We start from the raw sequence: 22555 nt of genomic DNA on the forward strand, positions 1-22555 counted from the left end.
TAAAAAAAACTACATTTTTGAATATAAACTACAATAAGATAAACTAAATTTCATAGGAGGAAGACAATGGATTGGTACGATTATATGATACAAGCATCCAAACAATCACAATTCAACGCAAGCCATTGGTTTCGCTATTTGCGAAAAGTTATTTTTGAAGACTATTCTTATTTAACAAACCAAGATGTAAAAAAGTTGCTAGACTCCAAAGAACTAACCCATTTTCAAAAAATTAGCTTGAAGTATGCCTTTCAAGAGCATACTCCAACTCATAAATATGTGATTTCATTAAATAAACCTGCTAAGTTAACCAATGTTCAAAAATTGATGGAGAAATACAAGCATGGATAAAATGAAACCGGTCTTCCAAGCCCTAAATAAGGAATTAATTCAGGAAAATCTGACTTTAACAATTATCTGTGTCGGTGGTTATGTCTTAGAATATCATGGTTTACGTGCCACACAAGATGTTGATGCTTTTTATGACCAAAATCAGAAAATCAATGAAATTATTGCTCGTGTAGGAAAACAGTTTAATCTTAACACCTACGAAGAGTTATGGCTCAACAATCATGTTGCAAATATGAACAAACAACCTCCCTTAAGTTTATGTGAATCCTTGTACTCATTTGAGAATCTGACCGTTTTAGTAGTCCCTATTGAGTATGTGTTAGGAATGAAGATGATGAGTATCAGGGAGCAGGATTTGAAAGATATTGGTGCAATTATTAAATACAAAAACTTTCATTCACCATTCGATACCTTTAAATATTTAAAAGACATGGGATTTGATACTATTGACCTCTCTGTTCTATTAGAAGGCTTTAGTTATGCTTATGGTATGGATTGGTTAGAAAAATTTTTTAAAGAAAATCAAGATAAACTTCGCGAATTTTATTAACAGTATAAAACAAGATGATTGTCAATTAGCCAGTCGTCTTGTTTTTATGATGAAATGAAATAAAATCTGAACAAATCGCTTAGAGAATTCCAGTCAATTTCTAGCACTGTTTGAGCCGTTTCAGTGGACTATTTCAGATTCGGTCCACTATTCCTTCCCAAAAACATTGCATATTGCGCCGAAGGAATTGCTCACACTATCCCAAGCACAAAACCCTCAGTCGACTGACCGAGGGTTCCTTATTTCATTATTCAAGAACTTGATTAGCTCAATGCATCCAAGGCATCATCCATTGAAAGAACTTCGTGGAAGACACGTTGTGTCAATTCAGTTTTTTGTTCTGGAGTGAGGTATTTAGTGTTTACACAGTATCCAGAGATACGTACGATAACGTCTTCACCTGACATGATTTTTTCGTAAACATCGTTCAAGTCCATAACGTTCAAGTTAACGTGTTGTCCACCGTTTTCGAAGTAACCATCAAGGATTGTTACCAAGTTATCAACTTGTTCATCACGAGTCTTACCAAGAGCACGAGGTGAAACTTGTGTAGTCAATGAGATACCATCAGCTGCATAACTAAAGTCAAGGCTAGAAAGTGAGTTCAAGTTTTGCAACCAGCCACCTTTAGCTTTGTTAGATGGGTTAGCACCTGGTGAGAAGAATTCAAGTTTAGACAAGTTCACAGAACCATCTTCGTTGAGGTATACACCTTTGTGAACTGGTGAGTTACCAGTTTGTTTAGAGTAAGCAACGTTAGATGTGATTGTCAAAAGTGATACTGTAGCTTCAGCGTCTTTGTAAAGTTTGTGGCTACGTAGACGAGTTGTGTAAGCTTCGATCAACCATTCTGCCAATTCGTTTGAACGTGGGTCATCTTCACCCCAACGTGGGTATTCACCGATTGTTTCGTAATCGTAGATGTAGCCATTTTCGTCACGGATTGGTTTAACTGTAGCGTACTTAATAGCTGACAATGTGTCAACAGTGTTAGCAAATCCACAGATACCGAATCCCATGTTGGCACGTTGTTTAGTTGGCAAGAAGGCCATTTGAACAGCTTCGTAGTTGTACTTATCAGTCATGTAGTGGATGATGTTCAAAGCATCTACATAAGTGTCAGTCAACCAGTCAAGAGATTTTTCAAAGTTTTCTTTAACTGATTCAAATTCAAGAACTTCGTCACGGATTGGTTCGATATCAAATACTTTGTAGTCTTTGTGTACATCGTCGTAACCACCGTTCAAACCAGTAAGAAGGGCTTTCAATACGTTTACACGCGCACCGAAGTACTGGATGTTGTGGCGTTGCTCTTCATTTTCTGGGTCAAGTGGAGACACACAGCATGAGATACAGCTCATTTCACCATATCCGTCTTTAGCCATTGTTGTTACACCTTCGTATTGAATAGAAGAGTGTTTGTGGCTCATGTGCATACAGTAGCGACGGAAGTTGTATGGCAATTTATCAGTCCAAAGAACTGTCAAGTTTGGTTCTGGAGAGTTACCGATGTTATCAAGAGTGTTCAAGAAACGGTAGTCCATCTTAGTAACACGGTGACGACCGTCGTTACCCATACCAGCCATAGAAGTTGTGATGAAGGTTGGGTCACCTGAGTACAATTGGTCATAAGCTTTTGTACGAGCAAATTTAACTGTACGAAGTTTCATAACAAAATCATCAACGAATTCTTGGATTTCTGATTCAGTAAATGTACCACGAGCAAGGTCACGTTCTGCAAAGATGTCCAATACGATTGGCACACGACCTAGAGATGTAGCAGCACCGTTGATAACACGGCAGACAGACATGAAGGCGATGTTAACCCATTGGATAGCTTCTTTAACGTTCATCGCTGGTTTGCGAACGTCAACTCCATAAAGGTCACCTAAGCGAACAACTTGTTGCAATGCTTGGTATTGAAGGTTGATTTCTTCACGAAGACGGATTGTTTCTTCATCGATTTCTTCAATTGCGTTCCAGTCGTTTACTTTTTCTTGCATCAAGTAGTCTGCACCGTAAAGAGCAAGACGTGCATAAACACCGATGATACGTCCGCGTGAGTATGCATCTGGAAGACCAGTTACAGTGTGAGCGTGACGAGCGCGACGAATGTTTGAAGTGTAAGCACGGAAGATACCGTCGTTAACTGTTGTTACGTATTTAGTAAAGATTTCGTGAACAGCTGGGTCTGGTTCGTATCCATTTTCTTTCAAAGTAGTTTCAGCCATACGGATACCACCTTTTGGCATGAAGTTCAATTTGAAGAGTTCATCATTTTGGATACCAAAGATAACTTCATTTTCTTTGTCGATAAATCCTGCTGGAATGTCAGCGATAGATGTTGGACGAGTGTCCATTGGGAAACGAGTTTCTTCGTAGTGTGCCTTCGTTTCTTCTACAATTTTTTTGATGTGAAGTGAACGTTCTGTTGGTCCTGCGAGGAAGCTTTCGTCTCCATCGTAAGGTGTGTAGTTAGCTTGTACGAAGCGTGATACACTTGCTTTTTCTTTCCAATCTACGCCTTTGAAGCCTTCCCAAGCTTTGTCAAAAATATCTTGTGCTTCAACAACTGTTTTAACAACCATGTTAATGTCCTCTTTTTTCTTTCTAGTAACAACCATCTGTTACATTCATGAGTCAAGTATACCATACAGTAACCGATTTCAACAAGTGAAAATTCCCTATTTTTACACTTTCTTTTCTAAAACAGTCTACATTTTATTTCAAACTGTATTATATTTTTGAAAAAAGAAAGTCCTTTTTTCTTTTTTTCAGAAAAAAGGGTATAATAAAAGAAAATAAGCGGTAAAAAGGTGCTAGGCATGTTGATTTTTCCTTTGTTAAATGATTTGTCAAGAAAAATCATCCATATTGACATGGATGCCTTTTTTGCTGCGGTAGAAATCAGGGATAATCCTAAACTCAGAGGAAAACCTGTCATTATCGGCAGTGACCCTCGGCAAACAGGTGGGCGTGGTGTCGTTTCCACTTGTAGCTATGAGGCGCGAGCTTTTGGTGTCCATTCTGCTATGAGTTCTAAAGAAGCCTATGAACGTTGTCTCCAGGCAGTCTTTATCTCAGGGAATTATGAAAAATACAAGACTGTGGGACTCCAGATTCGAGCTATCTTTAAGCGCTATACAGATTTGATTGAACCCATGAGCATTGATGAAGCCTATTTGGATGTGACAGAAAATAAACTTGGGATTAAGTCAGCGGTCAAAATCGCTCGCCTCATTCAAGAGGATATCTGGCAAGAACTCCATCTGACTGCTTCCGCAGGTGTTTCCTACAACAAATTCTTAGCTAAGATGGCTAGTGATTATCAAAAACCACATGGTTTGACAGTAATTCTACCTGACCAGGCTGAGGACTTTCTCAAACAAATGGATATTTCCAAGTTTCATGGAGTAGGAAAAAAGACGGTGGAACGGCTTCATCACATGGGTGTTTTTACTGGCGCTGACCTACTTGAAGTTCCTGAAGTGACCCTAATAGACCGCTTTGGCAGACTGGGCTATGACCTGTATCGAAAGGCTCGTGGTATTCACAATTCCCCCGTCAAATCCAATCGCATCCGTAAATCAATCGGAAAGGAGAAAACCTACGGGAAGATTCTCCGTGCTGAGGAAGACATCAAAAAAGAGCTGACTCTTCTATCAGAAAGAGTCGCTCTCAATCTACATCAACAAGAAAAAGCTGGAAAAATTGTCATTTTGAAAATCCGCTACGAGGACTTTTCAACTCTTACCAAACGAAAAAGTCTGACTCAAAAAACACAGTATGCTAGTCAGATAAGCCAAATCGCCCTGCAACTCTATGAAGAGTTAAGCGAGAAAGAAAGAGGTGTCCGCCTGTTGGGGATTACCGTGACTGGATTTTAAAACCTTGAAGAGCTGCCCCTTCAAGGTTTTTCTTATACAAATAAACGAACAAAACTATACAGTAGCAAAACACTACCAAGCACGATACGGTATTTACCAAAAAGGGTAAAGTCGTGTTTTTTCACATAACTTGTCAAGAAACGAATAGCCACCATGCTGACCGCAAAAGCTACTCCCATCGCAACCAAGAGCAAGAACAATTGTCCAAAGCTCAAGAGCTGTCCTGCTTTCAAAAATTTGAAAATCTTTAATGCACTAGCTCCAAACATAACAGGAATCCCTAGATAGAAGGTAAATTCTGTCACAACTGAACGACTGGTTCCATTTAACAAACCACCGACAATCGTTGCACCTGAACGGCTAGTCCCTGGTAAAAGGGCAAGAACTTGGAAGAGTCCGATATAGAAAGCTGTCGTATAAGGAAGCTTGTCTAACTCTGTTACACTTGGCTCGATAGCACGCGCTTTATTGCGCTTTTCCAAATAGATAAAGGCAATCCCGTAGATAATCAACATGAGGGCAACTGAAACCATGTTATGGAAGTGGGTGTCAAACCAATCATCAAATTTAAAGACGCCAAGCAAAGGCAAGGTCGCAATCAAGACCTTCAACCATAGTCTCCAAGTCTTACGAACTTCCTGCTTGTCCTTAGTCAGTTTGAAAGGATTGAGCTTGTTAAAATAAATCACCATAACTGCTAAAATCGCACCAAGCTGAATCACGACATTAAACATGGACATAAAGGCTTCATTCTGATTTTGGTATTGGATAAACTCCTCTGCTAAAATCAAGTGACCTGTACTGGAAATCGGCAACCATTCCGTAATTCCTTCAACAATACCGAAGAAGATAGATTTTAAAATTTCAATAAGATACATAGATTACTCCTTTTTCTATCTTCCATTATAGCATATTTTTTCAGCCAGTGATAGCTCTCTTTAAAAGGCACCGATACTTCCACCACCTCCACCTCCAGAGAAGCCACCGCCAGAACTTCCGCTTCCAGAAGATACAGAGTAGGTACTTGCTGTATTTGCGACATTGGCATAATGGCTCATTTGCGCGCTTGAATGATAAAACATACTGTGCCAACCATAAGCTACATAGAGGTTGATATCTGGATTTTCCACTTGAATCTGATGAACCTTCATCAAATGACTAACCTTGTCCGCATAGCCAAATAAGGTCGCATAGACCAAGAGGCGATTCCAGACTACAATACTTTCCAACTCTGCCTGATCCAATCGCGCAATCTCACGCAACATATTTTCAAAACTGGTCCAGAGATAATAGACTTCTGCTCCTGCTTCATTTAGGACACCATCACGATTATCTAGTCGAAGCTTCCAATAATAGAAAGCAGCCAAAATCAAACTTAGAAAACCAAGTATTGGCAAGAGGAAGTAAAGATAGCCATAAACATCCAAACTGTACAAGAACAAACCAAATCCAATAAATAGGGGCAAGATAGTGGAGAGTCCCATACCCACTTGCAAAGCCTTTTCCCCACCAGTTAAAGGACGATAGTAATCTGGAAGCCCCCAGAAGGTAACTCGATTTCTCACTCCTTCTTGCATCTCTTTCAATGCTTCTTCAAAAGAAGATTTGAGCTGAAGCCCTCTTGCTTGAATCCGTTTTTCATCAGAGACTTTTGCTCTACGATAAAGACTATCAGATACCTTGTAATCCGCAAACAAATTGGAAAGAGTTTCTTCTTTTTTACCTGAAAAAGCCAGATTTAGACAGTCTCTCTCAAAACTGGACAAACCATCTTCTTTGACCAGCCTCAAACCAACTGCATCTCCTTCTGAAATAATAGAAACATTCCCACGGTCTATCACATCTAGCAAGGTAGCTTGAATAAGTTGGTCAAAGGTAAACTTTCCAGCTCCCTTGACCAAGGGGCTCACTTCCTCCAAGGAGGTCGAGTAGACAGCCTCTGATAAAACCATAGGCTCTAATTCCATTGGTGGTTCATAAAGACGATGATTTTTTGCATATTTAACTGAAGGAGTGGTCTTTCTTCTATAAATAAAATAGAAGCAGATACTCAATAACAAGGAGATGGAAAGTATCGAAGGAAACACCCACGTAAGGAGTTGTTTACTTTGCTCTTTTTCTTTAACAATCGAGTCTTCTACCTTATTAAATTCTTCTAAACGATTTCCTTTCAATCCCTGATCCCTAGCGCTAGCAAAAACAGTTCGAGGCCAGTAGGCATGCAATTCAACTCCACGCTTAGCCGGAAGATTGTCCAAACGAATAGTATAATCAAGGCTACTCTTTTCAATCGTTCCCTCTCTAAAAAGTTTCCCTGTATGGAAAAAGAGTTTTTCAGCTCCCTTGTCTCCCCTTACATGAAATTCAAACTTGCCAATAGCCCCTGAACTATCTGTTAAAGGTTGCCAATTTAATTCAGCAATGTCATCATATAGGAAAAGCAAATTTTTTAAGTTCCATGTAAACTCAACTTCAACTGTGTCGCCTTCCTGGCCTGGATTATAGACTCTCACAGTATAACCATTCGCTTCTTCTGTCACTTCGCTCGTAACGTCTGCTAGTTCAGCACCATTTTTCGCAGCCTGAACCTTTGGATGAGGATCAATGTCAAACCCACTAGGCATCTTGCCAGCACGTCCAAGTCCCACGATTTGGCCCTTAAAGTCCTCCTCAAACTGATAAACTATCTTCTGTCTAAATTCTGCCGTATTGTCTGCATGAATATACAAATCCCCTTGGTAAGAGTTTATCTTGAAATCAATGGCAAAAACAGAGAATGGCAGAAGGCAAAACAAGCCTAAAACAAATAAGAAAAAAGTTTTTTTCATCAATTAAGCCCCCTTTTTATCTTTCTTATCATTATAGCATTTTTTCGTAAGTAAAGGCTTACTTATGTTGAAAAATTACGCATTTTTCGATAAAATAGGAGACAGTTATTTTTTAATAGATTAGAAATAGGAGAAATCATGAGAAAAATATACTTATCTATTTTCACAGGTCTCTTGCTGATGCTGGGACTTGTCAATGTTGCTCAAGCCGATGAATATTTACGCATCGGGATGGAAGCAGCATATGCTCCCTTTAACTGGACCCAGGATGATGATAGCAACGGAGCTGTTAAAATCGATGGAACCAACCAGTATGCTAACGGATACGATGTTCAAATCGCCAAGAAAATCGCTAAGGACTTAGGGAAAGAACCTTTGGTTGTTAAAACCAAGTGGGAAGGTCTAGTCCCTGCCCTTACTTCTGGTAAGATTGACATGATTATCGCAGGTATGAGTCCTACTGCTGAGCGCAAACAAGAAATTGCCTTTTCGAGCAGTTACTACACTAGCGAACCAGTTCTACTTGTCAAAAAAGATTCTACTTATTCAAATGCTAAATCTTTGAATGACTTTAACGGTGCAAAAATCACTTCTCAACAAGGTGTTTACCTTTATGACTTGATTGCACAAATCACAGGTGCTAAAAAAGAAACAGCCATGGGAGACTTCGCTCAAATGCGCCAAGCTCTTGAGGCTGGTGTTATCGATGCTTATGTTTCTGAACGACCAGAAGCTCTGACTGCTGAAGCTGCGAACTCTAAGTTTAAGATGGTCCAAGTAGAACCAGGTTTCAAAACTGGGGAAGAAGATACAGCTATCGCTATTGGACTTCGTAAAGATGACAATCGTATTAGCCAAATCAATGCCAGCATTGAAACCATTTCAAAAGACGACCAAGTTGCCTTGATGGATCGTATGATCAAGGAACAACCTGCCGAAGCTACAACAACTGAAGAGACTAGCAGTAGTTTTTTTAGCCAAGTCGCTAAAATTCTTTCTGAAAACTGGCAACAACTCTTGCGTGGTGCTGGTATCACTCTTTTAATCTCTATTGTCGGAACCATCACAGGTCTCATTATCGGTCTTGCCATTGGTGTTTTCCGTACTGCTCCTCTCTCTGAAAATAAAGCCATTTATGGCCTACAAAAACTAGTCGGCTGGATCCTCAATGTCTATATCGAAATTTTCCGTGGTACACCTATGATTGTTCAATCAATGGTTATCTACTATGGAACTGCCCAAGCTTTCGGTATCAACCTTGACCGCACACTGGCTGCTATCTTCATCGTTTCAATCAACACGGGTGCCTATATGACTGAAATCGTCCGTGGTGGTATCCTAGCAGTTGACAAGGGACAATTTGAAGCCGCTACTGCTCTTGGTATGACTCATAACCAAACCATGCGTAAGATTGTCCTCCCTCAAGTGGTCCGTAACATCCTACCCGCAACTGGTAATGAATTTGTCATCAATATCAAAGATACATCTGTATTGAACGTTATCTCTGTTGTCGAACTTTATTTCTCAGGAAATACCGTGGCAACGCAAACCTATCAATACTTCCAGACATTTACAATCATCGCCGTGATTTACTTTGTCCTCACCTTCACCGTAACACGTATCCTACGCTTCATCGAACGCCGAATGGACATGGATACCTATACTACAGGTGCTAACCAAATGCAAACGGAGGATTTGAAATAATGACACAAGCAATCCTTGAAATTAAACACCTCAAAAAATCCTATGGACAAAACGAAGTGCTAAAAGACATTTCACTCACTGTCCACAAGGGAGAGGTCATCTCTATCATCGGAAGCTCTGGAAGCGGAAAATCAACCTTCCTACGCTCCATTAACCTCCTTGAAACACCAACTGATGGACAAATCCTTTATCATGGACAAAACGTCCTCGAAAAAGGCTATGACCTCACGCAATACCGTGAAAAGTTGGGAATGGTTTTCCAATCCTTTAACCTCTTTGAAAATCTCAACGTGCTTGAAAACACAATTGTCGCTCAGACAACTGTCCTTAAACGCGAACGTACAGAAGCTGAAAAGATTGCCAAAGAAAACCTTGAAAAGGTCGGCATGGGGGAACGCTACTGGCAAGCAAAACCAAAACAACTATCAGGTGGTCAAAAACAACGTGTAGCCATCGCTCGTGCCCTTTCCATGAATCCTGACGCCATTCTCTTTGATGAACCAACATCAGCTCTCGATCCAGAAATGGTTGGAGAAGTCCTCAAAATCATGCAAGATCTGGCTCAGGAAGGCTTGACTATGATTGTCGTAACCCACGAAATGGAATTCGCCCGTGATGTCTCTCACCGTGTTATCTTTATGGATAAGGGTGTGATTGCTGAAGAAGGCAAACCAGAAGACCTCTTCACCAATCCTAAAGAAGACCGTACAAAAGAATTCCTTCAACGCTATCTCAAATAAAAAGAAAAGGCTGCATCAACTGTGCAGTCTTTTTGCTGTTCAAAATGAAAAGGCAGATTCTCTATCTCTACTACTTGAGGGTCAAGAATCCGCCGTTATCCAAAGATTAATCTTCAAATTTTTCATGATTTTTTTCATAGAAATCAATTAGGCCTAGGGCTGTTTCAAATGAAATATTTTTTACTTTTGCACGACCCTGCGCCAGAGCAATGATAGACATTTCACGTGCATTCGTTTCTTTAGAGATACGGTAGCCTGTGATTTTCTTATCACGAACCCAGCCAACAACTGATTCTACTTTTTCAAAGTTTGACTTAGCCATGTTTTTCTCCTATTTTCTTCTTTACAATACTTAATTGTATACGTTTTTACTACTTTTGTCAATAAAAAAACATATATTCAACGAAAATAATTAGTTCAGAATTTTCTTACTTCCTTTTTAAAGCCGATAATATATAGGTTTTGCTAGCCTCTACACCATAAATATTTGCTAATAAAAATATTGTATTATTACCCTCTTGAGGTGCAAAATTATTCAAGCTCTTAAAAAAATGCTTCTCTATTCCCGTAAGATAGCTTATTTCTTCAATTTAAGAACTGAAGATGACAGTTCTAACCTTTAGAAATCCAAGCCTTCACTAGCTCAAAAACTCCTATCTTTCTTCCTCAATAAATCATCTGATAGATAGTTATTCCTTATATTATTCAAACTCATCACGCATTTGGATATTGAGGTGCTAGCCTAGAAGCAGACACCCGATTCTCTAAACCATCCTTAATAAAGATGACAAGACAGATAAGCTCAGTCAGTTACTCATATATCCTTTTAATATGGTATGTTTGTCAGCAAAAAGAAAGCAAATCACATCTTAAAGACCGTGTGAGTTTACTTTTCAAAATAGACGGGAAATCAAAATGAAGGATGGAAATCTGAGCCAAACATCATAAGTGCTATAATGAACAGAAGTAAGAATTGCACGATAAGTTTCCTAAAACCATAGGAATCGCCCCCTTTCTTCATCTTCATTATAGCACCTATACATCAGTTGTGCAAATAATATGATATTTTTTTATTAGTCCTCAGACAAGCATATTATAAAGCGTTTCATTCCCATTTAAGTTAATATAAGCCGGATCAAAACCTTCCATTCTACGGATTAAACCTGCATAATCATGCTTATCCGCTAAGGCGATTCCGATCAATACTGGACCTGTTCCCTTACTAGCTCGTTTGATGTACTCAAAACGTGTGATATCATCATTTGGCCCCAGGATATCATTTACAAATTCACGCAAAGCTCCTGGACGCTGTGGAAAATTGACCACAAAGTAATGTTTGATCCCATCATAAATCAAGGCACGCTCTTCCATTTCTGGCATACGGTTGATATCATTATTTCCTCCAGAAATGATACAACAAATGGTTTTCCCCTTAATATATTCAGCTAAAACCTCTAAAGAGGCGATACTAGCCGCTCCAGCAGGTTCTGCTACAATCCCTTGCTTAGAGTAAAGGTCAATCAAGGTTTCAGAAATCAATCCCTCATCGACACCTACCAAAGTTTGAACATGTTGACGAGTTACCTCATAGGTCAACTGTCCTACCTTTTGCACAGCAATCCCATCCGCAAATTTATCAATTTCCTTGAGTTTGACTGGACCACCAGCTTCAAAAGCAGCTTTCATGGAACGCGCTCCATTCGCCTCTACCCCGATAACCTCGATCTCTGGACTTGTTTCCTTGATATAGGTAGAAACCCCAGCAATGAGACCACCGCCGCCAACAGGGACCAAAACAGCATCAAAATCAATCGATTCTTTTCGAGCCTCTTCTAAAATCTCATAAGCAACGGTCCCTTGACCTGCTTGGACATGAGCATCATCAAAGGGATCAATAAAGGTACGATTTTCAGAGACTGTAAATTCTTGAGCTGCTTTGGCTGAGGCATCAAAGGTATCTCCAACTAGTTTAATAGTTACAAAATCCCCACCAAAAAAGCGAACCTGACCAATCTTTTGTTGCGGAGTGGTAATGGGCATAAAAATAGTAGCAGGAATTTTCATCTCATTACAAGTATAGGCTACTCCCTGCGCATGATTTCCCGCAGAGGCACAGACTACCCCACGTTCACGCTCTTCCTTGCTGAGCTGAGAAATAGCATAATAGGCACCACGAATTTTAAAGGAACGAACACGTTGGGCATTTTCCTTTTTCAAATAAATCTTAGCACCATACTTCTCCGATAAATAATGGTCATAATCAAGCGGTGTATTCACAACCACACCGTTCAAGACCTTGTGAGCCTTGATGATATCTTTTGAACTTAACATCTTTTTCTCCTAGAATATTTCATACTTATCGCAATCCATCCCCTTAAAAGTGAGATGAATTGATTATAAAAGCGAGTTAGTCCCCCAACTCGCCTTCACCTTAATTTCTATCAATTAGTTATAGATTTTGAATGCATCATCGTCGTTTTTACCAACGAAAGGCATTGCTTTACGCAATTCTGCACCAACTTTTTCAATTTCAAGGTTAGCTGCTTGTTCACGGTAAGCAGTCAATTTTGGACGTCCAGCTTTGTAGTCATTGACAAAGTCATTTGCAAATTTACCATTTTGGATGTCTGCCAAGACAGCCTTCATATTTTCTTTAACTTGTTCAGTGATTACACGTGGACCTGATACATAGTCACCGTACTCAGCAGTGTTTGAAATTGATTGACGCATTTTCTTGAATCCACCTTCGTAGATCAAGTCAACGATCAATTTCATTTCGTGAAGAACTTCAAAGTAAGCCAATTCTGGAGCGTAACCTGCTTCTGTCAAGACTTCGAAACCTGCTTCGATAAGGGCAGTCAAACCACCACAAAGTACAGCCTGTTCACCAAACAAATCTTCTTCAGTTTCTTCTTTATAAGTTGTTTCAAGAAGACCTACACGGGCTGCTCCGACACCTTTACACCAGTCCATAGCAATGTTTTTCGCATTTCCTGTAGCGTCTTGATATACTGCGTAAAGAGCTGGCACACCAAATCCTTCTTCGTAAGTACGACGTACCAAGTGTCCTGGTCCTTTAGGAGCACACATGAAGACATCTACATCCGCAGGAACTTTGATAAATTCAAAGTGGATGTTGAAACCATGAGCAAATCCAACTGCGTTTCCAGCTTCCAAGTTTGGAGCGATTTCTGCTTCGTACAATTCTTGTTGGATTTCGTCTGGTGCCAAAATCATGATAACATCAGCCAATTTAGTAGCTTCTGCTACTGTGTAAGTGTCAAATCCATCTTCTTTTGCTTTGTCAAAAGATTTACCTGGACGTACACCGATGATGACATCACGACCTGAGTCACGCAAGTTTTGAGCATGCGCATGTCCTTGTGAACCATAACCGATAACGGCGATTTTTTTACCGTCAAGTGCTGCTACTTTAACATCTTTTTCGTATTCCATTTGAACTGCCATAGTTTTTTCTCTCTTTTCTATTATTTATTGCCTTTTAGGCTGGATTAACAAATTTAAAATATTTTTATACTCAATGAAAATCAAAGAGCAAATTAGGAAGCTAGCCGCAGGTTGCTCAAAACACTGTTTTGAGGTTGCAGATAGAGCTGACGTGGTTTGAATTTGATTTTCGAAGAGTATTAGTCGCGGGTAAATCCAGTTGCACCCGTTCGAGCGATATTGCGAATACCGTATGGTCGAATGACTCGCAATAGAGCTTCACTCTTTTCAGCATTTCCTGTCATCTGAATAGTAATCGAGCTTGGCGCTACGTCTACCACTGTTGCACGGAAAGGTTGAATAATGGCTAGAATCTCAGCACGCTTCTCAGCTGGCGCTGACATCTTAACCAAAATCACCTCGCGCTCCAAATGAGGCTTGTCTGTAATATCACGAATGCGAATCACATCAATCTGACGATTGAGTTGCTTGATGATTTGCTCCACTTCATCATGTGAAGCTACATCAATAATAATGGTGATACGCGATACATTCGGATCTTCTGTTGCTCCAACAGAGATGCTTTCGATATTAACCTGGCGACGAGACAGAACGCCAGTAAAGCGATTGAGGACTCCTGAACGATTTTGTAGTTTTGCTGTTAACATTCTACGCATGGAACTTCACCCCCAACATCTCATGATTACTCTTACCAGCTGGTACCATTGGTAACACCTGTTCCTTACGAGAAATATCTACCTCGATTAGCATAGGAACATCCTCAGTGATGACTTCAAGGTCTTGAGCCAAGGTCTCAGGATTGTCAAACTTATAGTTTTTAATGCCATAAGCCTGTGCCATCAATTGGAAATCAGGAAGGGTGTCAAAGACTGACTCTGACGTTCTACCTTCATAGAAGGATTCCTGCCACTGGCGAACCATTCCAAGTGAGTGGTTGTTCAGCATGATCACCTTGATTGGCACCTTGTAAATGTTCAAAATAGCCAATTCCTGGTTGGTCATTTGGAAACCACCATCCCCAACAAACAAGACTACTTCCTTATCTGGGTTAGCAATTTTAGCTCCAATTGCTGCTGGAATTCCAAATCCCATCGTTCCCAAACCACCTGAAGTCACTAACTGACGTTCATTTTGGTAGGGATAATACTGGGCTGTCCACATTTGGTGTTGACCAACGTCTGTTACTACAATGGCATCTCCGTTCGTCAATTCACCAATTCGTTCAATAACAGCTTGCGGCTGAACCACACGTTCTTTCTTATCATAAGAACGAACACGGTTCTTATCTTTAGTAACTTTCTCAATCCATTTTTCAGTATTGTTATGAACTGTCGGTTCAGCCAACAACATTTGCAAGGCTTTCTTAGCATCTCCAACTACAGGAATATCTGCACTGATAATCTTGCCGATCTCAGCTGGGTCAATATCAATGTGAGCAACCTTAGCATTCTTAGCGAAGGTCTTAGGATTTCCTGTCAAACGGTCATCAAAACGAGAGCCAATACTAATCATAAAGTCCGTCTCTGTCATGGCAATATTCGCTGCGAAAGACCCATGCATCCCCCCCATTCCAAGGAAGAGTGGGTGACTCGTTGCAATTGTTCCTTGACCCAAAAGGCTGGTTACCACTGGAATTTGATAGCGTTCTGCAAATTCATTTAATTCCGCAGCAGCCTCAGCATAACTAATCCCACCACCAGCAAGCAAGACTGGCTTTTTAGCCTTGGATAATTGCTTCAAGATTTTCTTGATTTGCATATCATTTGGCTCAAGAGTTGGCTGATAGCTTGGTAGGTTCACTTCTGGTGAATAGATGAAGTCTGTTTCCAAAGCAGATACGTCTTTAGGTAGGTCAATGACGACCGGCCCTGGACGGCCTGTAGTTGCGATATGGACAGCTTCCGTAATGATACGAGGAATATCAGCTGTCTCACGAACTTGGTAATTGTACTTAGTGATTGGCATGGTAATTCCCACGATGTCTGCCTCCTGAAAGGCATCCTTCCCAATACCTGCTCGCGCCACCTGACCTGTAAAGACCAAAAGGGGAACGCTATCGCTCATGGCATCCGCAATCCCTGTAATGGCATTTGTTGCTCCTGGTCCGCTAGTGACGACGGCAACACCCAACTTTCCAGTTGATTTGGCATAACCTTCAGCTTCATGCAGACAACCTTGCTCATGGCGTCCTAGAATGTGGCGAATGCCTTTAAAATTATATATCGCATCATAAAAAGGCAAAACCGCACCACCAGGATAACCAAAGATAGTATCAATTCCTAAATCACGAAGTGTTTCCAAAACTAGGTCCGACCCCGTCTTAGGAGATTCTAAACTGATTTTCTCCATTGTTCCCCTTTCTTTCCTCTTAAAAATAACTTGTTACTATCATACCATTTTTTCAAAAATTTTCAAGAGAAAAGAAGAAATTTTCTGAATTTTCTATTTTAACGTTTATTTATGAATGTTATTTTTGTTTTTATTAAAAAGATACCGATTTCATTATTCAAAAAAGAAAAAAAGAACTGATTTCTCAGTCCTTCATTAATCTTATTCCACACTAAATAGGTAGGGGTAAACTGGTTGTTGGCCTTGGTGGATTTCGACTTCAACATCTTCGAATTCTTCTGCGATTTCTTGAGCAATTTCATTAGCAAGTTCTTCGCTTCCGTCTTCACCGACATAGAAGGTTACGATTTCACTATCTTCATCCAACATATGTTTCAATGTTTCTGTCAAGGTTTGGTGCATATCAGGGTTTGACACGAGGATTTTCCCATCCACCATACCAAGATTATCGTTTTCATGGATTTCTAAACCATCAATGGTTGTATCACGAACAGCTGTTGTGACGCTTCCGCTAACGACATCGCTAAGAGCAGCAGTCATACGCTCTTGGTTTTCGTCGATGGACTTGCTTGGATCAAAGGCAAGAAGACTTGTCAAACCTTGAGGAAGAGTACGAGCTTCTACCACTACTGCTGGTTGCTCCAAAACTTCTGCTGCAGATTGAGCTGCCATAAAGATATTCTTGTTGTTTGGTAGGAAGATGATGTTACGAGCATTGACCTGTTCAACAGCCTTGATAAAGTCTTCTGTTGAAGGGTTCATGGTTTGACCGCCTTCGATAACATAATCCACACCTTGAGAACGGAAGATATCTGCTAGACCTTTACCAGCAACGACAGCAATCAAAGCATACTCTTTTTCTTCAGCTGGTTTGCTAACTTGAGTAGCTTCTTTCTCAACCTGTGCTTCGTGTTGGTTACGCATATTGTCAACTTTTACCTTGACCAAGCTACCATATTTGAGACCTTCTTGCATAACAAGTCCTGGATCTTCTGTATGGACATGAACTTTGACAATTTCATCATCATTGACAACGAGGAGAGAATCCCCAAGCTCATTCAAGTAGTTACGGAATTCATCGTAGTCAAAATCTTTGGCATAGGTTGGGCCTTGCTTAAGAGCTACCATGATTTCAGTACAGTAACCAAATGTGATGTCCTCAGTCGCTACATGACCAGCCACAGACTTATGATGCTCTGCATTGATCATCTCACTCATGTTGGCAGGAGTCGCTACAAAGTCCTCAGATGCAATATATTCGCCAGTAAGAGCTGAAAGGAAACCTTCGTAGATGAAGACCAATCCTTGACCACCTGAGTCCACAACGCCAACTTCCTTCAAGACTGGAAGCATGTCTGGCGTTTTAGCCAGAGCTGTTTTAGCACCTTCCAAGGCTGCACGCATGACTTCAACAGCGTCATCTGTTTGCTCAGCCTTTTTCTTAGCACCGATAGCAGCCCCACGAGAAACTGTCAAAATCGTTCCCTCAACTGGCTTCATTACTGCCTTATAGGCAACTTCCACACCTGATTGGAAAGCAAGAGCCAAGTCTTGACCTGTTAACTCGTCTTTATCCTTGATAGCTTGTGAAAATCCACGGAAAAGCTGAGAGGTAATAACACCTGAGTTTCCACGCGCACCCATCAAAAGCCCTTTAGCAAGAATGCTCGCTACCTCTCCAACTGTAGAAGCTGGCTTGTCTGCAACTTCTTTAGCACCATTTTCAATGGTCATCCCCATGTTTGTTCCAGTATCTCCATCTGGAACGGGAAAGACGTTTAATGAATTGACATATTCAGCTTGCTTATTCAAGCGAGTTGATGCAGCCTGCACCATTTCTTGAAATAAGCTAGTAGTAATTTTTGACACGGTTATTCTCCTACAACTTTGATATTTTGAATGTAGACATTTACAGTCTGAGCAGTAATTCCAAGCTGGTTTTCCAAGCTAAAGGCAACACGCTCTTGAATGTTTTTTGACACTTCACTAATCTTTGTTCCGTAGCTCAACACGGTATACACATCAACTGCAATGCTGCCATCTTCGGCTGCCTTTACGACGACACCTTTAGAATAATTTTCCTTACCTAGAAGGGCTTGGAAATTATCTTTGAGGGCATTTTTACTAGCCATACCGACCACACCAAAAATCTCAGTTGTTGCACCGCCTACGACAGTTGCAATTACTTCATCTGTTAGTTCGATTTGACCATCTTTTGTATTGATTTTTACAGTCATCCTTTTTACCTCAACTAGTTGATACTCTATTTTATCATATTTCAGTCCAAGTGTAAAAGCAGAATACTGTATCAGCGGATATTTACTCTGCTTTTAAAATGATTTTTTCACTATGACAAAAGAAAAAGACCCTGAGGTCTCCTTACTTTTATTATTAAACGCGTTCAACTTTACCTGATTTCAAAGCACGAGCTGAAGCCCAAACTTTTTTAGGTTTACCATCGATAAGAACAGTAACTTTTTGAAGGTTTGGTTTTACGGCACGTTTTGTTTGGTTCATCGCGTGTGAACGGTTGTTTCCTGATACAGTCTTACGACCTGTAAAGTAACATACTTTAGCCATTGTGTTTTCCTCCTATTAGATCTAATATAGCGGATGTGCTAGCACCACATACCGTACTATGTTATCACACTTTCTTCATTTTTGCAAGGGAATTGGAAGATTTTTTTATTTAATGTGATTCGAATGTGATCATGTCTTTAGTAAATCGAACGTGAAAATGTCCCATTTGGTAGAATAGTCATATGAAAAAGATCCAACTGAATATGAATGAAACGAAAAAATATCTTGTGATAAGAGCTATTGCCCAAGAAAAGAAAACAAAGAAACGGGCTTGTGTCGAACTCAATCTTTCTGAAAGACAAATCAATCGTCTGCTACTAGCCTATCAACAGAAAGGAAAAGAAGCCTTCAAACACGGAAACAGAGAATTGGAAGATTTTTTATTTGTGTCTTAAATCAGATTTTACGTGACATTTTCTGCTCTTCACATGTCATTGTTGATTAACAAAAAACCAGCATTAAAAATAGGTGTATAAAAATCATCTCTAACTGCTACTAAGGAGATGCCTGTAACGTCTAAGTACCACAGCTCATCTATCGGTTTTCTTACGATAATATCCGAGTCTAAATACAGTACACGAACCTCACTTACATACTTAGGAATAAAATACCTAAAGAAGGTAGCGTAAGAAAGTCCCTCAAAGGGTAAACGATAATCTTTCAGAATACTACTGTCAATCGGAAGATCATCATTAAAAATATAAAACTTCCGATTATCATGATGAACACAAAGAGATTTTATTGTTGTTTCAACTTTATTCATACTGAGCATTACTTGCTCCTAAGACAATCGCTTTTTTCTCTTCTTTCATTCTTTGTCTCATTTCTTTTTTATTCCCATCATATGTTTCTACGTAACCATTATTTTCGCCCATTCGTTCGTAAAACCATACCGGTGGAGATTTTAGTTGAAGTCCCATTACGGTTTACGATTTTCACATTACGACACTGAGTTTTACGAATCGATTTTATTTGCCAAACGTAGTTAGTAAGGCAGTTAGCTAGGCTACCTACTTTCTGCTACAACGGAAAAATCCACGAATCAATATCATTCGCGGACTTTTACTAGTGAAGCGTTTAGGTAAGGCTATTTTTTACACCACGACACGGAGTTTGGCAAATCGATTCTATTGCCAAACGTAGTTAGTAAAGCAGTTAGCTAGGCCACTCACTACCCGTTACGACGGAAAGTTTTACGAATCGATACCATTCGTGGACTTTGCCTAGTGAAGCGTTTAGGTAAGCCGCCATAGCGCTTACCGTCAAATGACAGCAACTTTATGTTGCTAGTCATTTGTAACGATTTACATCTTCTCCTCCAACTCTACATCTGGATACTTGTCCGCAAACCAGCGAAGGGCAAAGTCATTTTCAAATAGAAAGACTGGTTGGTCAAAACGGTCTTTAGCCAAGATATTGCGGCTTGATGACATGCGTTCATCCAAGTCCTCAGGCTTAATCCAACGAACGGTCTTTTTACCCATTGGGCTCATGACCACTTCTGCATTGTACTCGCCCTCCATACGGTGCTTAAAGACTTCAAACTGAAGTTGACCAACAGCTCCCAGCATGTACTCGCCTGTTTGGTAATTCTTGTAAAGCTGAATGGCTCCTTCTTGTACCAATTGCTCAATCCCCTTGTGGAAGGATTTTTGCTTCATGACATTCTTAGCAGAAACTTTCATGAAAATTTCAGGAGTAAAGGTTGGCAGTGGTTCAAACTCAAACTTGTTTTTTCCAACTGTCAAGGTATCCCCAACCTGATAAGTACCTGTATCATAAACCCCGATAATATCACCTGCCACAGCATTGGTTACATTCTCACGACTTTCCGCCATAAACTGGGTAACATTAGACAGTTTAGCCCCCTTACCTGTACGAGGCAGGTTAACACTCATACCGCGCTCAAATTCACCTGATACGATACGGACAAAGGCAATACGGTCACGGTGACGGGGATCCATGTTGGCTTGGATTTTAAAGACAAATCCTGAGAAATCCTTATCATGAGGATCCACAATTTCGCCATCTGTTTTCTTGTGACCATGTGGTTCTGGAGCAAACTTGAGGAAGGTTTCAAGGAAGGTCTGCACACCAAAGTTAGTAAGGGCTGAACCGAAGAAGACAGGTGTCAATTCTCCAGCCAGAATCGCTTCCTCTGAAAACTCATTCCCAGCTTCATTTAAAAGTTCAATATCATCCTTGACTTGCTCGTAGAAAGGATTGCTACCAAAAAGCTTATCCCCATCTTCTAAACTAGCAAAACGCTCATCCCCTTTATAGAGCTCCAAGCGTTGATTATAAAGGTCATACAAGCCCTCAAAGGCTTTCCCCATCCCGATAGGCCAGTTCATCGGATAGCTCGCAATACCCAAGACTTCTTCCAATTCTTGCAAGAGGTCCAGTGGCTCACGTCCGTCACGGTCTAGCTTGTTCATAAAGGTAAAGACTGGAATACCACGGTGCTTGACAACCTCAAACAATTTCTTGGTTTGCGCCTCGATACCCTTGGCAGAGTCCACGACCATGACCGCAGCATCCACCGCCATCAAGGTACGATAGGTATCTTCTGAAAAGTCCTCATGCCCTGGTGTGTCGAGGATATTCACGCGTTTTCCGTCGTAGTCAAATTGCATAACAGATGAAGTCACCGAAATCCCACGTTGCTTCTCGATATCCATCCAGTCAGACTTGGCAAAAGTCCCTGTTTTCTTTCCTTTTACGGTACCAGCCTCACGAATCTCGCCTCCAAAGTAGAGCAACTGCTCAGTAATAGTAGTTTTCCCCGCGTCCGGGTGGGAGATGATGGCAAAGGTACGACGTTTCTTAATTTCTTCTTGAATATTCATAAGTTCTCTTTCTTTGATTTTCTATTTTTCTTGTTTCAATAGCTAAGAATGATTTTTACATTGGATTTTACCATTCCTTTCAACACTCCATTATATCGGATTTTAGCATTTTTTTCAATTTCTATTTTATATTGAATAAAAGCTTTCCCTTGTAGTCAAATAGATAGAAAACAGTGACAATTCTAGCAAAAATGATATAATAAAAGAAAAAGGAGATATAATCATGTTCAAAGAATTTGGTGTAACTAATTTAGAAGTGACAAAAGATGATATTTACAAGAATCCAAATAACCCTATTTTGCGCATGTATGATGACGATGAATTAATTGGAACCTTTAGTATTCTAACTGGAGAAGTATTGGAAAATTTGGACTTGGCAGACTATGATATTCGTTTTGCTCAAAAGCAAATTGAGTTAAATCGCGATAACTACCTTGAAACATGGAAGGACTACGTGGGACTACTACATGCCTAAATATTCTTTCTTAAAGTATGGTATTGAAATTCGTCCTAACGAACATAACCATAAAGGTCAAAAAGCACATATTCACATTTATATCCACGGAGAAGAGGTCGGCTCAATGTTTCTGAACGGTGAACTGAGAGATGGTAAATTAAAGGCAAAAGACCTAAAAATAATCAGGCAATATGTTTTAGAAAATGCAGATGAACTTCAGGCTTTATGGAATGAATACCAAAAAAGTGCATATTAAAATCAAAGAATCTTAGTTTGCTAATCAACAATAAACAAAAACTATCTAGCAATTTTAATGCCTACTATTCAACTATTGCCCCACTTAGGTATTAACCATCCTACTCCCCCTTGCAATTTTTCAAATAAATGTTACAATAAATATAGAAAAAGGTGTTGCGACAACAACACCCCACAGAGCCGTTTAAGACGGTGGCTGTAATTACATAACTAAAAAATAGCTCGTTAACTCGCCAAAGTTAGGACGGCTATTTTTTTGTCTCTTTTACCAATTCAAGGATGAACTTTAGGAGTGTGATAACAAAGTTACCAGCTACAAACATGAGTGTCAAAGCCTCAAAAGGGGACAAATCTGGTTACTCCTTTCTACTAAGATTTTACAGGTTCTGCACATAAGCATCACCATCCTTTCGATTTCGTAACCACCGTCTTCACTTCTCTGTTAAACTATTGTACCATATATTTTCCCCTTTGAAATCCGCTTTTCAAATAAATCATCATCAAAATCCGTTCTCCATCCTATACCTGTCTTTTTTC

General features: G+C 40.0%; 21 protein-coding genes and 2 pseudogenes. 8 read left to right on the forward strand and 15 right to left on the reverse strand.

Going from position 1 to position 22555, the window contains the following annotated elements; genetic code table 11:
* The first annotated feature begins 66 nt into the window (after window positions 1-66).
* Both ACLV7Q_RS08330 and ACLV7Q_RS08335 read left to right on the forward strand, forming a co-directional pair.
* Window positions 67-351 (forward strand): hypothetical protein, encoded by a 285-nt coding sequence (locus ACLV7Q_RS08330; RefSeq protein ID WP_218757155.1) that lies wholly within the window; start codon window positions 67-69, stop codon window positions 349-351.
* On the forward strand, window positions 344-901 hold the full coding sequence (locus ACLV7Q_RS08335; RefSeq protein ID WP_218757156.1) for a DUF6036 family nucleotidyltransferase: 558 nt from the start codon (window positions 344-346) through the stop codon (window positions 899-901). Before ACLV7Q_RS08330 ends, ACLV7Q_RS08335 begins: the two co-directional genes overlap by 8 nt.
* A 263-nt stretch (window positions 902-1164) precedes the next feature.
* On the opposite strand, the gene pflB is transcribed toward ACLV7Q_RS08335, so the two are convergent.
* Complete coding sequence (gene pflB / locus ACLV7Q_RS08340) at window positions 1165-3489, reverse strand: formate C-acetyltransferase (protein WP_020901544.1); 2325 nt, start codon at window positions 3487-3489, stop codon at window positions 1165-1167.
* Window positions 3490-3726: 237 nt separating this feature from the next.
* Here pflB and dinB point away from each other — a divergent pair, with 237 nt between their 5' ends.
* Window positions 3727-4788, forward strand: coding sequence for a DNA polymerase IV (gene dinB, locus ACLV7Q_RS08345; RefSeq protein ID WP_218757157.1), 1062 nt, complete (start codon window positions 3727-3729; stop codon window positions 4786-4788).
* 32 nt (window positions 4789-4820) lie between these two features.
* Here the strand turns inward: dinB and ACLV7Q_RS08350 are convergent, their stop codons facing one another.
* Both ACLV7Q_RS08350 and ACLV7Q_RS08355 read right to left on the reverse strand, forming a co-directional pair.
* Window positions 4821-5666, reverse strand: coding sequence for an undecaprenyl-diphosphate phosphatase (locus tag ACLV7Q_RS08350; RefSeq protein WP_218757158.1), 846 nt, complete (start codon window positions 5664-5666; stop codon window positions 4821-4823).
* Between the two features lie 60 nt (window positions 5667-5726).
* Window positions 5727-7616, reverse strand: coding sequence for a DUF2207 family protein (locus ACLV7Q_RS08355; protein ID WP_218757159.1), 1890 nt, complete (start codon window positions 7614-7616; stop codon window positions 5727-5729).
* A 138-nt stretch (window positions 7617-7754) separates the two neighbouring features.
* On the opposite strand from ACLV7Q_RS08355, the gene ACLV7Q_RS08360 reads away from it, so the two are divergent.
* Together ACLV7Q_RS08360 and ACLV7Q_RS08365 are read left to right on the forward strand one after the other, a co-directional pair.
* On the forward strand, window positions 7755-9320 hold the full coding sequence (locus ACLV7Q_RS08360; RefSeq protein ID WP_218757160.1) for an ABC transporter substrate-binding protein/permease: 1566 nt from the start codon (window positions 7755-7757) through the stop codon (window positions 9318-9320).
* Window positions 9320-10060, forward strand: coding sequence for an amino acid ABC transporter ATP-binding protein (locus tag ACLV7Q_RS08365; protein ID WP_000189477.1), 741 nt, complete (start codon window positions 9320-9322; stop codon window positions 10058-10060). The genes ACLV7Q_RS08360 and ACLV7Q_RS08365 overlap by 1 nt, the downstream gene beginning before the upstream one ends.
* A gap of 106 nt (window positions 10061-10166) precedes the next feature.
* On the opposite strand, the gene ACLV7Q_RS08370 is transcribed toward ACLV7Q_RS08365, so the two are convergent.
* The 9 genes and pseudogenes from ACLV7Q_RS08370 to rpmB all read right to left on the reverse strand — a co-directional run bounded on the left by ACLV7Q_RS08370 (window position 10167) and on the right by rpmB (window position 18457).
* A complete protein-coding gene (locus ACLV7Q_RS08370; protein ID WP_001130036.1) occupies window positions 10167-10382 on the reverse strand; it encodes a hypothetical protein in 216 nt (71 codons plus the stop codon).
* A gap of 106 nt (window positions 10383-10488) precedes the next feature.
* Window positions 10489-10602 (reverse strand): annotated as a pseudogene (locus ACLV7Q_RS08375) (SPFH domain-containing protein); the annotation flags it as partial.
* A 538-nt stretch (window positions 10603-11140) separates the two neighbouring features.
* Entirely contained in the window at window positions 11141-12391 is a 1251-nt protein-coding gene (gene ilvA / locus ACLV7Q_RS08380) for a threonine ammonia-lyase IlvA (protein WP_218757161.1), read from the reverse strand.
* Window positions 12392-12505: 114 nt separating this feature from the next.
* Window positions 12506-13528 (reverse strand): ketol-acid reductoisomerase, encoded by a 1023-nt coding sequence (gene ilvC / locus ACLV7Q_RS08385; protein ID WP_000290683.1) that lies wholly within the window; start codon window positions 13526-13528, stop codon window positions 12506-12508.
* A 179-nt stretch (window positions 13529-13707) separates the two neighbouring features.
* The gene (ilvN, locus tag ACLV7Q_RS08390) at window positions 13708-14184 is read right to left on the reverse strand and encodes an acetolactate synthase small subunit (RefSeq protein WP_001253803.1); all 477 of its coding nucleotides are present in this window, start codon (window positions 14182-14184) and stop codon (window positions 13708-13710) included.
* Complete coding sequence (locus tag ACLV7Q_RS08395) at window positions 14177-15877, reverse strand: acetolactate synthase large subunit (protein WP_218757162.1); 1701 nt, start codon at window positions 15875-15877, stop codon at window positions 14177-14179. Before ACLV7Q_RS08395 ends, ilvN begins: the two co-directional genes overlap by 8 nt.
* A 201-nt stretch (window positions 15878-16078) precedes the next feature.
* Window positions 16079-17746 carry a DAK2 domain-containing protein gene (locus tag ACLV7Q_RS08400; protein ID WP_218757163.1) on the reverse strand — a complete coding sequence of 556 codons (1668 nt, stop codon included), beginning with the start codon at window positions 17744-17746 and terminating at the stop codon, window positions 16079-16081.
* A gap of 2 nt (window positions 17747-17748) precedes the next feature.
* Window positions 17749-18114 (reverse strand): Asp23/Gls24 family envelope stress response protein, encoded by a 366-nt coding sequence (locus tag ACLV7Q_RS08405; protein ID WP_050089938.1) that lies wholly within the window; start codon window positions 18112-18114, stop codon window positions 17749-17751.
* 154 nt (window positions 18115-18268) lie between these two features.
* Entirely contained in the window at window positions 18269-18457 is a 189-nt protein-coding gene (gene rpmB, locus ACLV7Q_RS08410) for a 50S ribosomal protein L28 (RefSeq protein WP_001140948.1), read from the reverse strand.
* A gap of 203 nt (window positions 18458-18660) precedes the next feature.
* Between rpmB and ACLV7Q_RS08415 the strand changes: the two are divergent.
* A pseudogene (locus ACLV7Q_RS08415) lies at window positions 18661-18822 on the forward strand (helix-turn-helix domain-containing protein); the annotation flags it as partial.
* Between the two features lie 59 nt (window positions 18823-18881).
* On the opposite strand, the gene ACLV7Q_RS08420 reads toward ACLV7Q_RS08415, so the two are convergent.
* Together ACLV7Q_RS08420 and ACLV7Q_RS08425 are read right to left on the reverse strand one after the other, a co-directional pair.
* A complete protein-coding gene (locus ACLV7Q_RS08420) occupies window positions 18882-19220 on the reverse strand; it encodes a glycosyltransferase (RefSeq protein ID WP_225904690.1) in 339 nt (112 codons plus the stop codon).
* 541 nt (window positions 19221-19761) lie between these two features.
* Complete coding sequence (locus ACLV7Q_RS08425; protein WP_001025436.1) at window positions 19762-21306, reverse strand: peptide chain release factor 3; 1545 nt, start codon at window positions 21304-21306, stop codon at window positions 19762-19764.
* Between the two features lie 223 nt (window positions 21307-21529).
* On the opposite strand from ACLV7Q_RS08425, the gene ACLV7Q_RS08430 reads away from it, so the two are divergent.
* Window positions 21530-21781, forward strand: coding sequence for a hypothetical protein (locus ACLV7Q_RS08430; RefSeq protein ID WP_000471832.1), 252 nt, complete (start codon window positions 21530-21532; stop codon window positions 21779-21781).
* The gene (locus tag ACLV7Q_RS08435) at window positions 21774-22019 is read left to right on the forward strand and encodes a DUF4160 domain-containing protein (RefSeq protein WP_001127467.1); all 246 of its coding nucleotides are present in this window, start codon (window positions 21774-21776) and stop codon (window positions 22017-22019) included. The genes ACLV7Q_RS08430 and ACLV7Q_RS08435 overlap by 8 nt, the downstream gene beginning before the upstream one ends.
* 247 nt (window positions 22020-22266) lie before the next feature.
* Here the strand turns inward: ACLV7Q_RS08435 and ACLV7Q_RS08440 are convergent, their stop codons facing one another.
* Complete coding sequence (locus ACLV7Q_RS08440) at window positions 22267-22341, reverse strand: hypothetical protein (RefSeq protein ID WP_232610068.1); 75 nt, start codon at window positions 22339-22341, stop codon at window positions 22267-22269.
* Window positions 22342-22555: the final 214 nt, after the last annotated feature.

Origin of the sequence: Streptococcus mitis (genome assembly GCF_965111725.1) — a bacterium.
Lineage (GTDB): Bacteria > Bacillota > Bacilli > Lactobacillales > Streptococcaceae > Streptococcus > Streptococcus mitis_DV.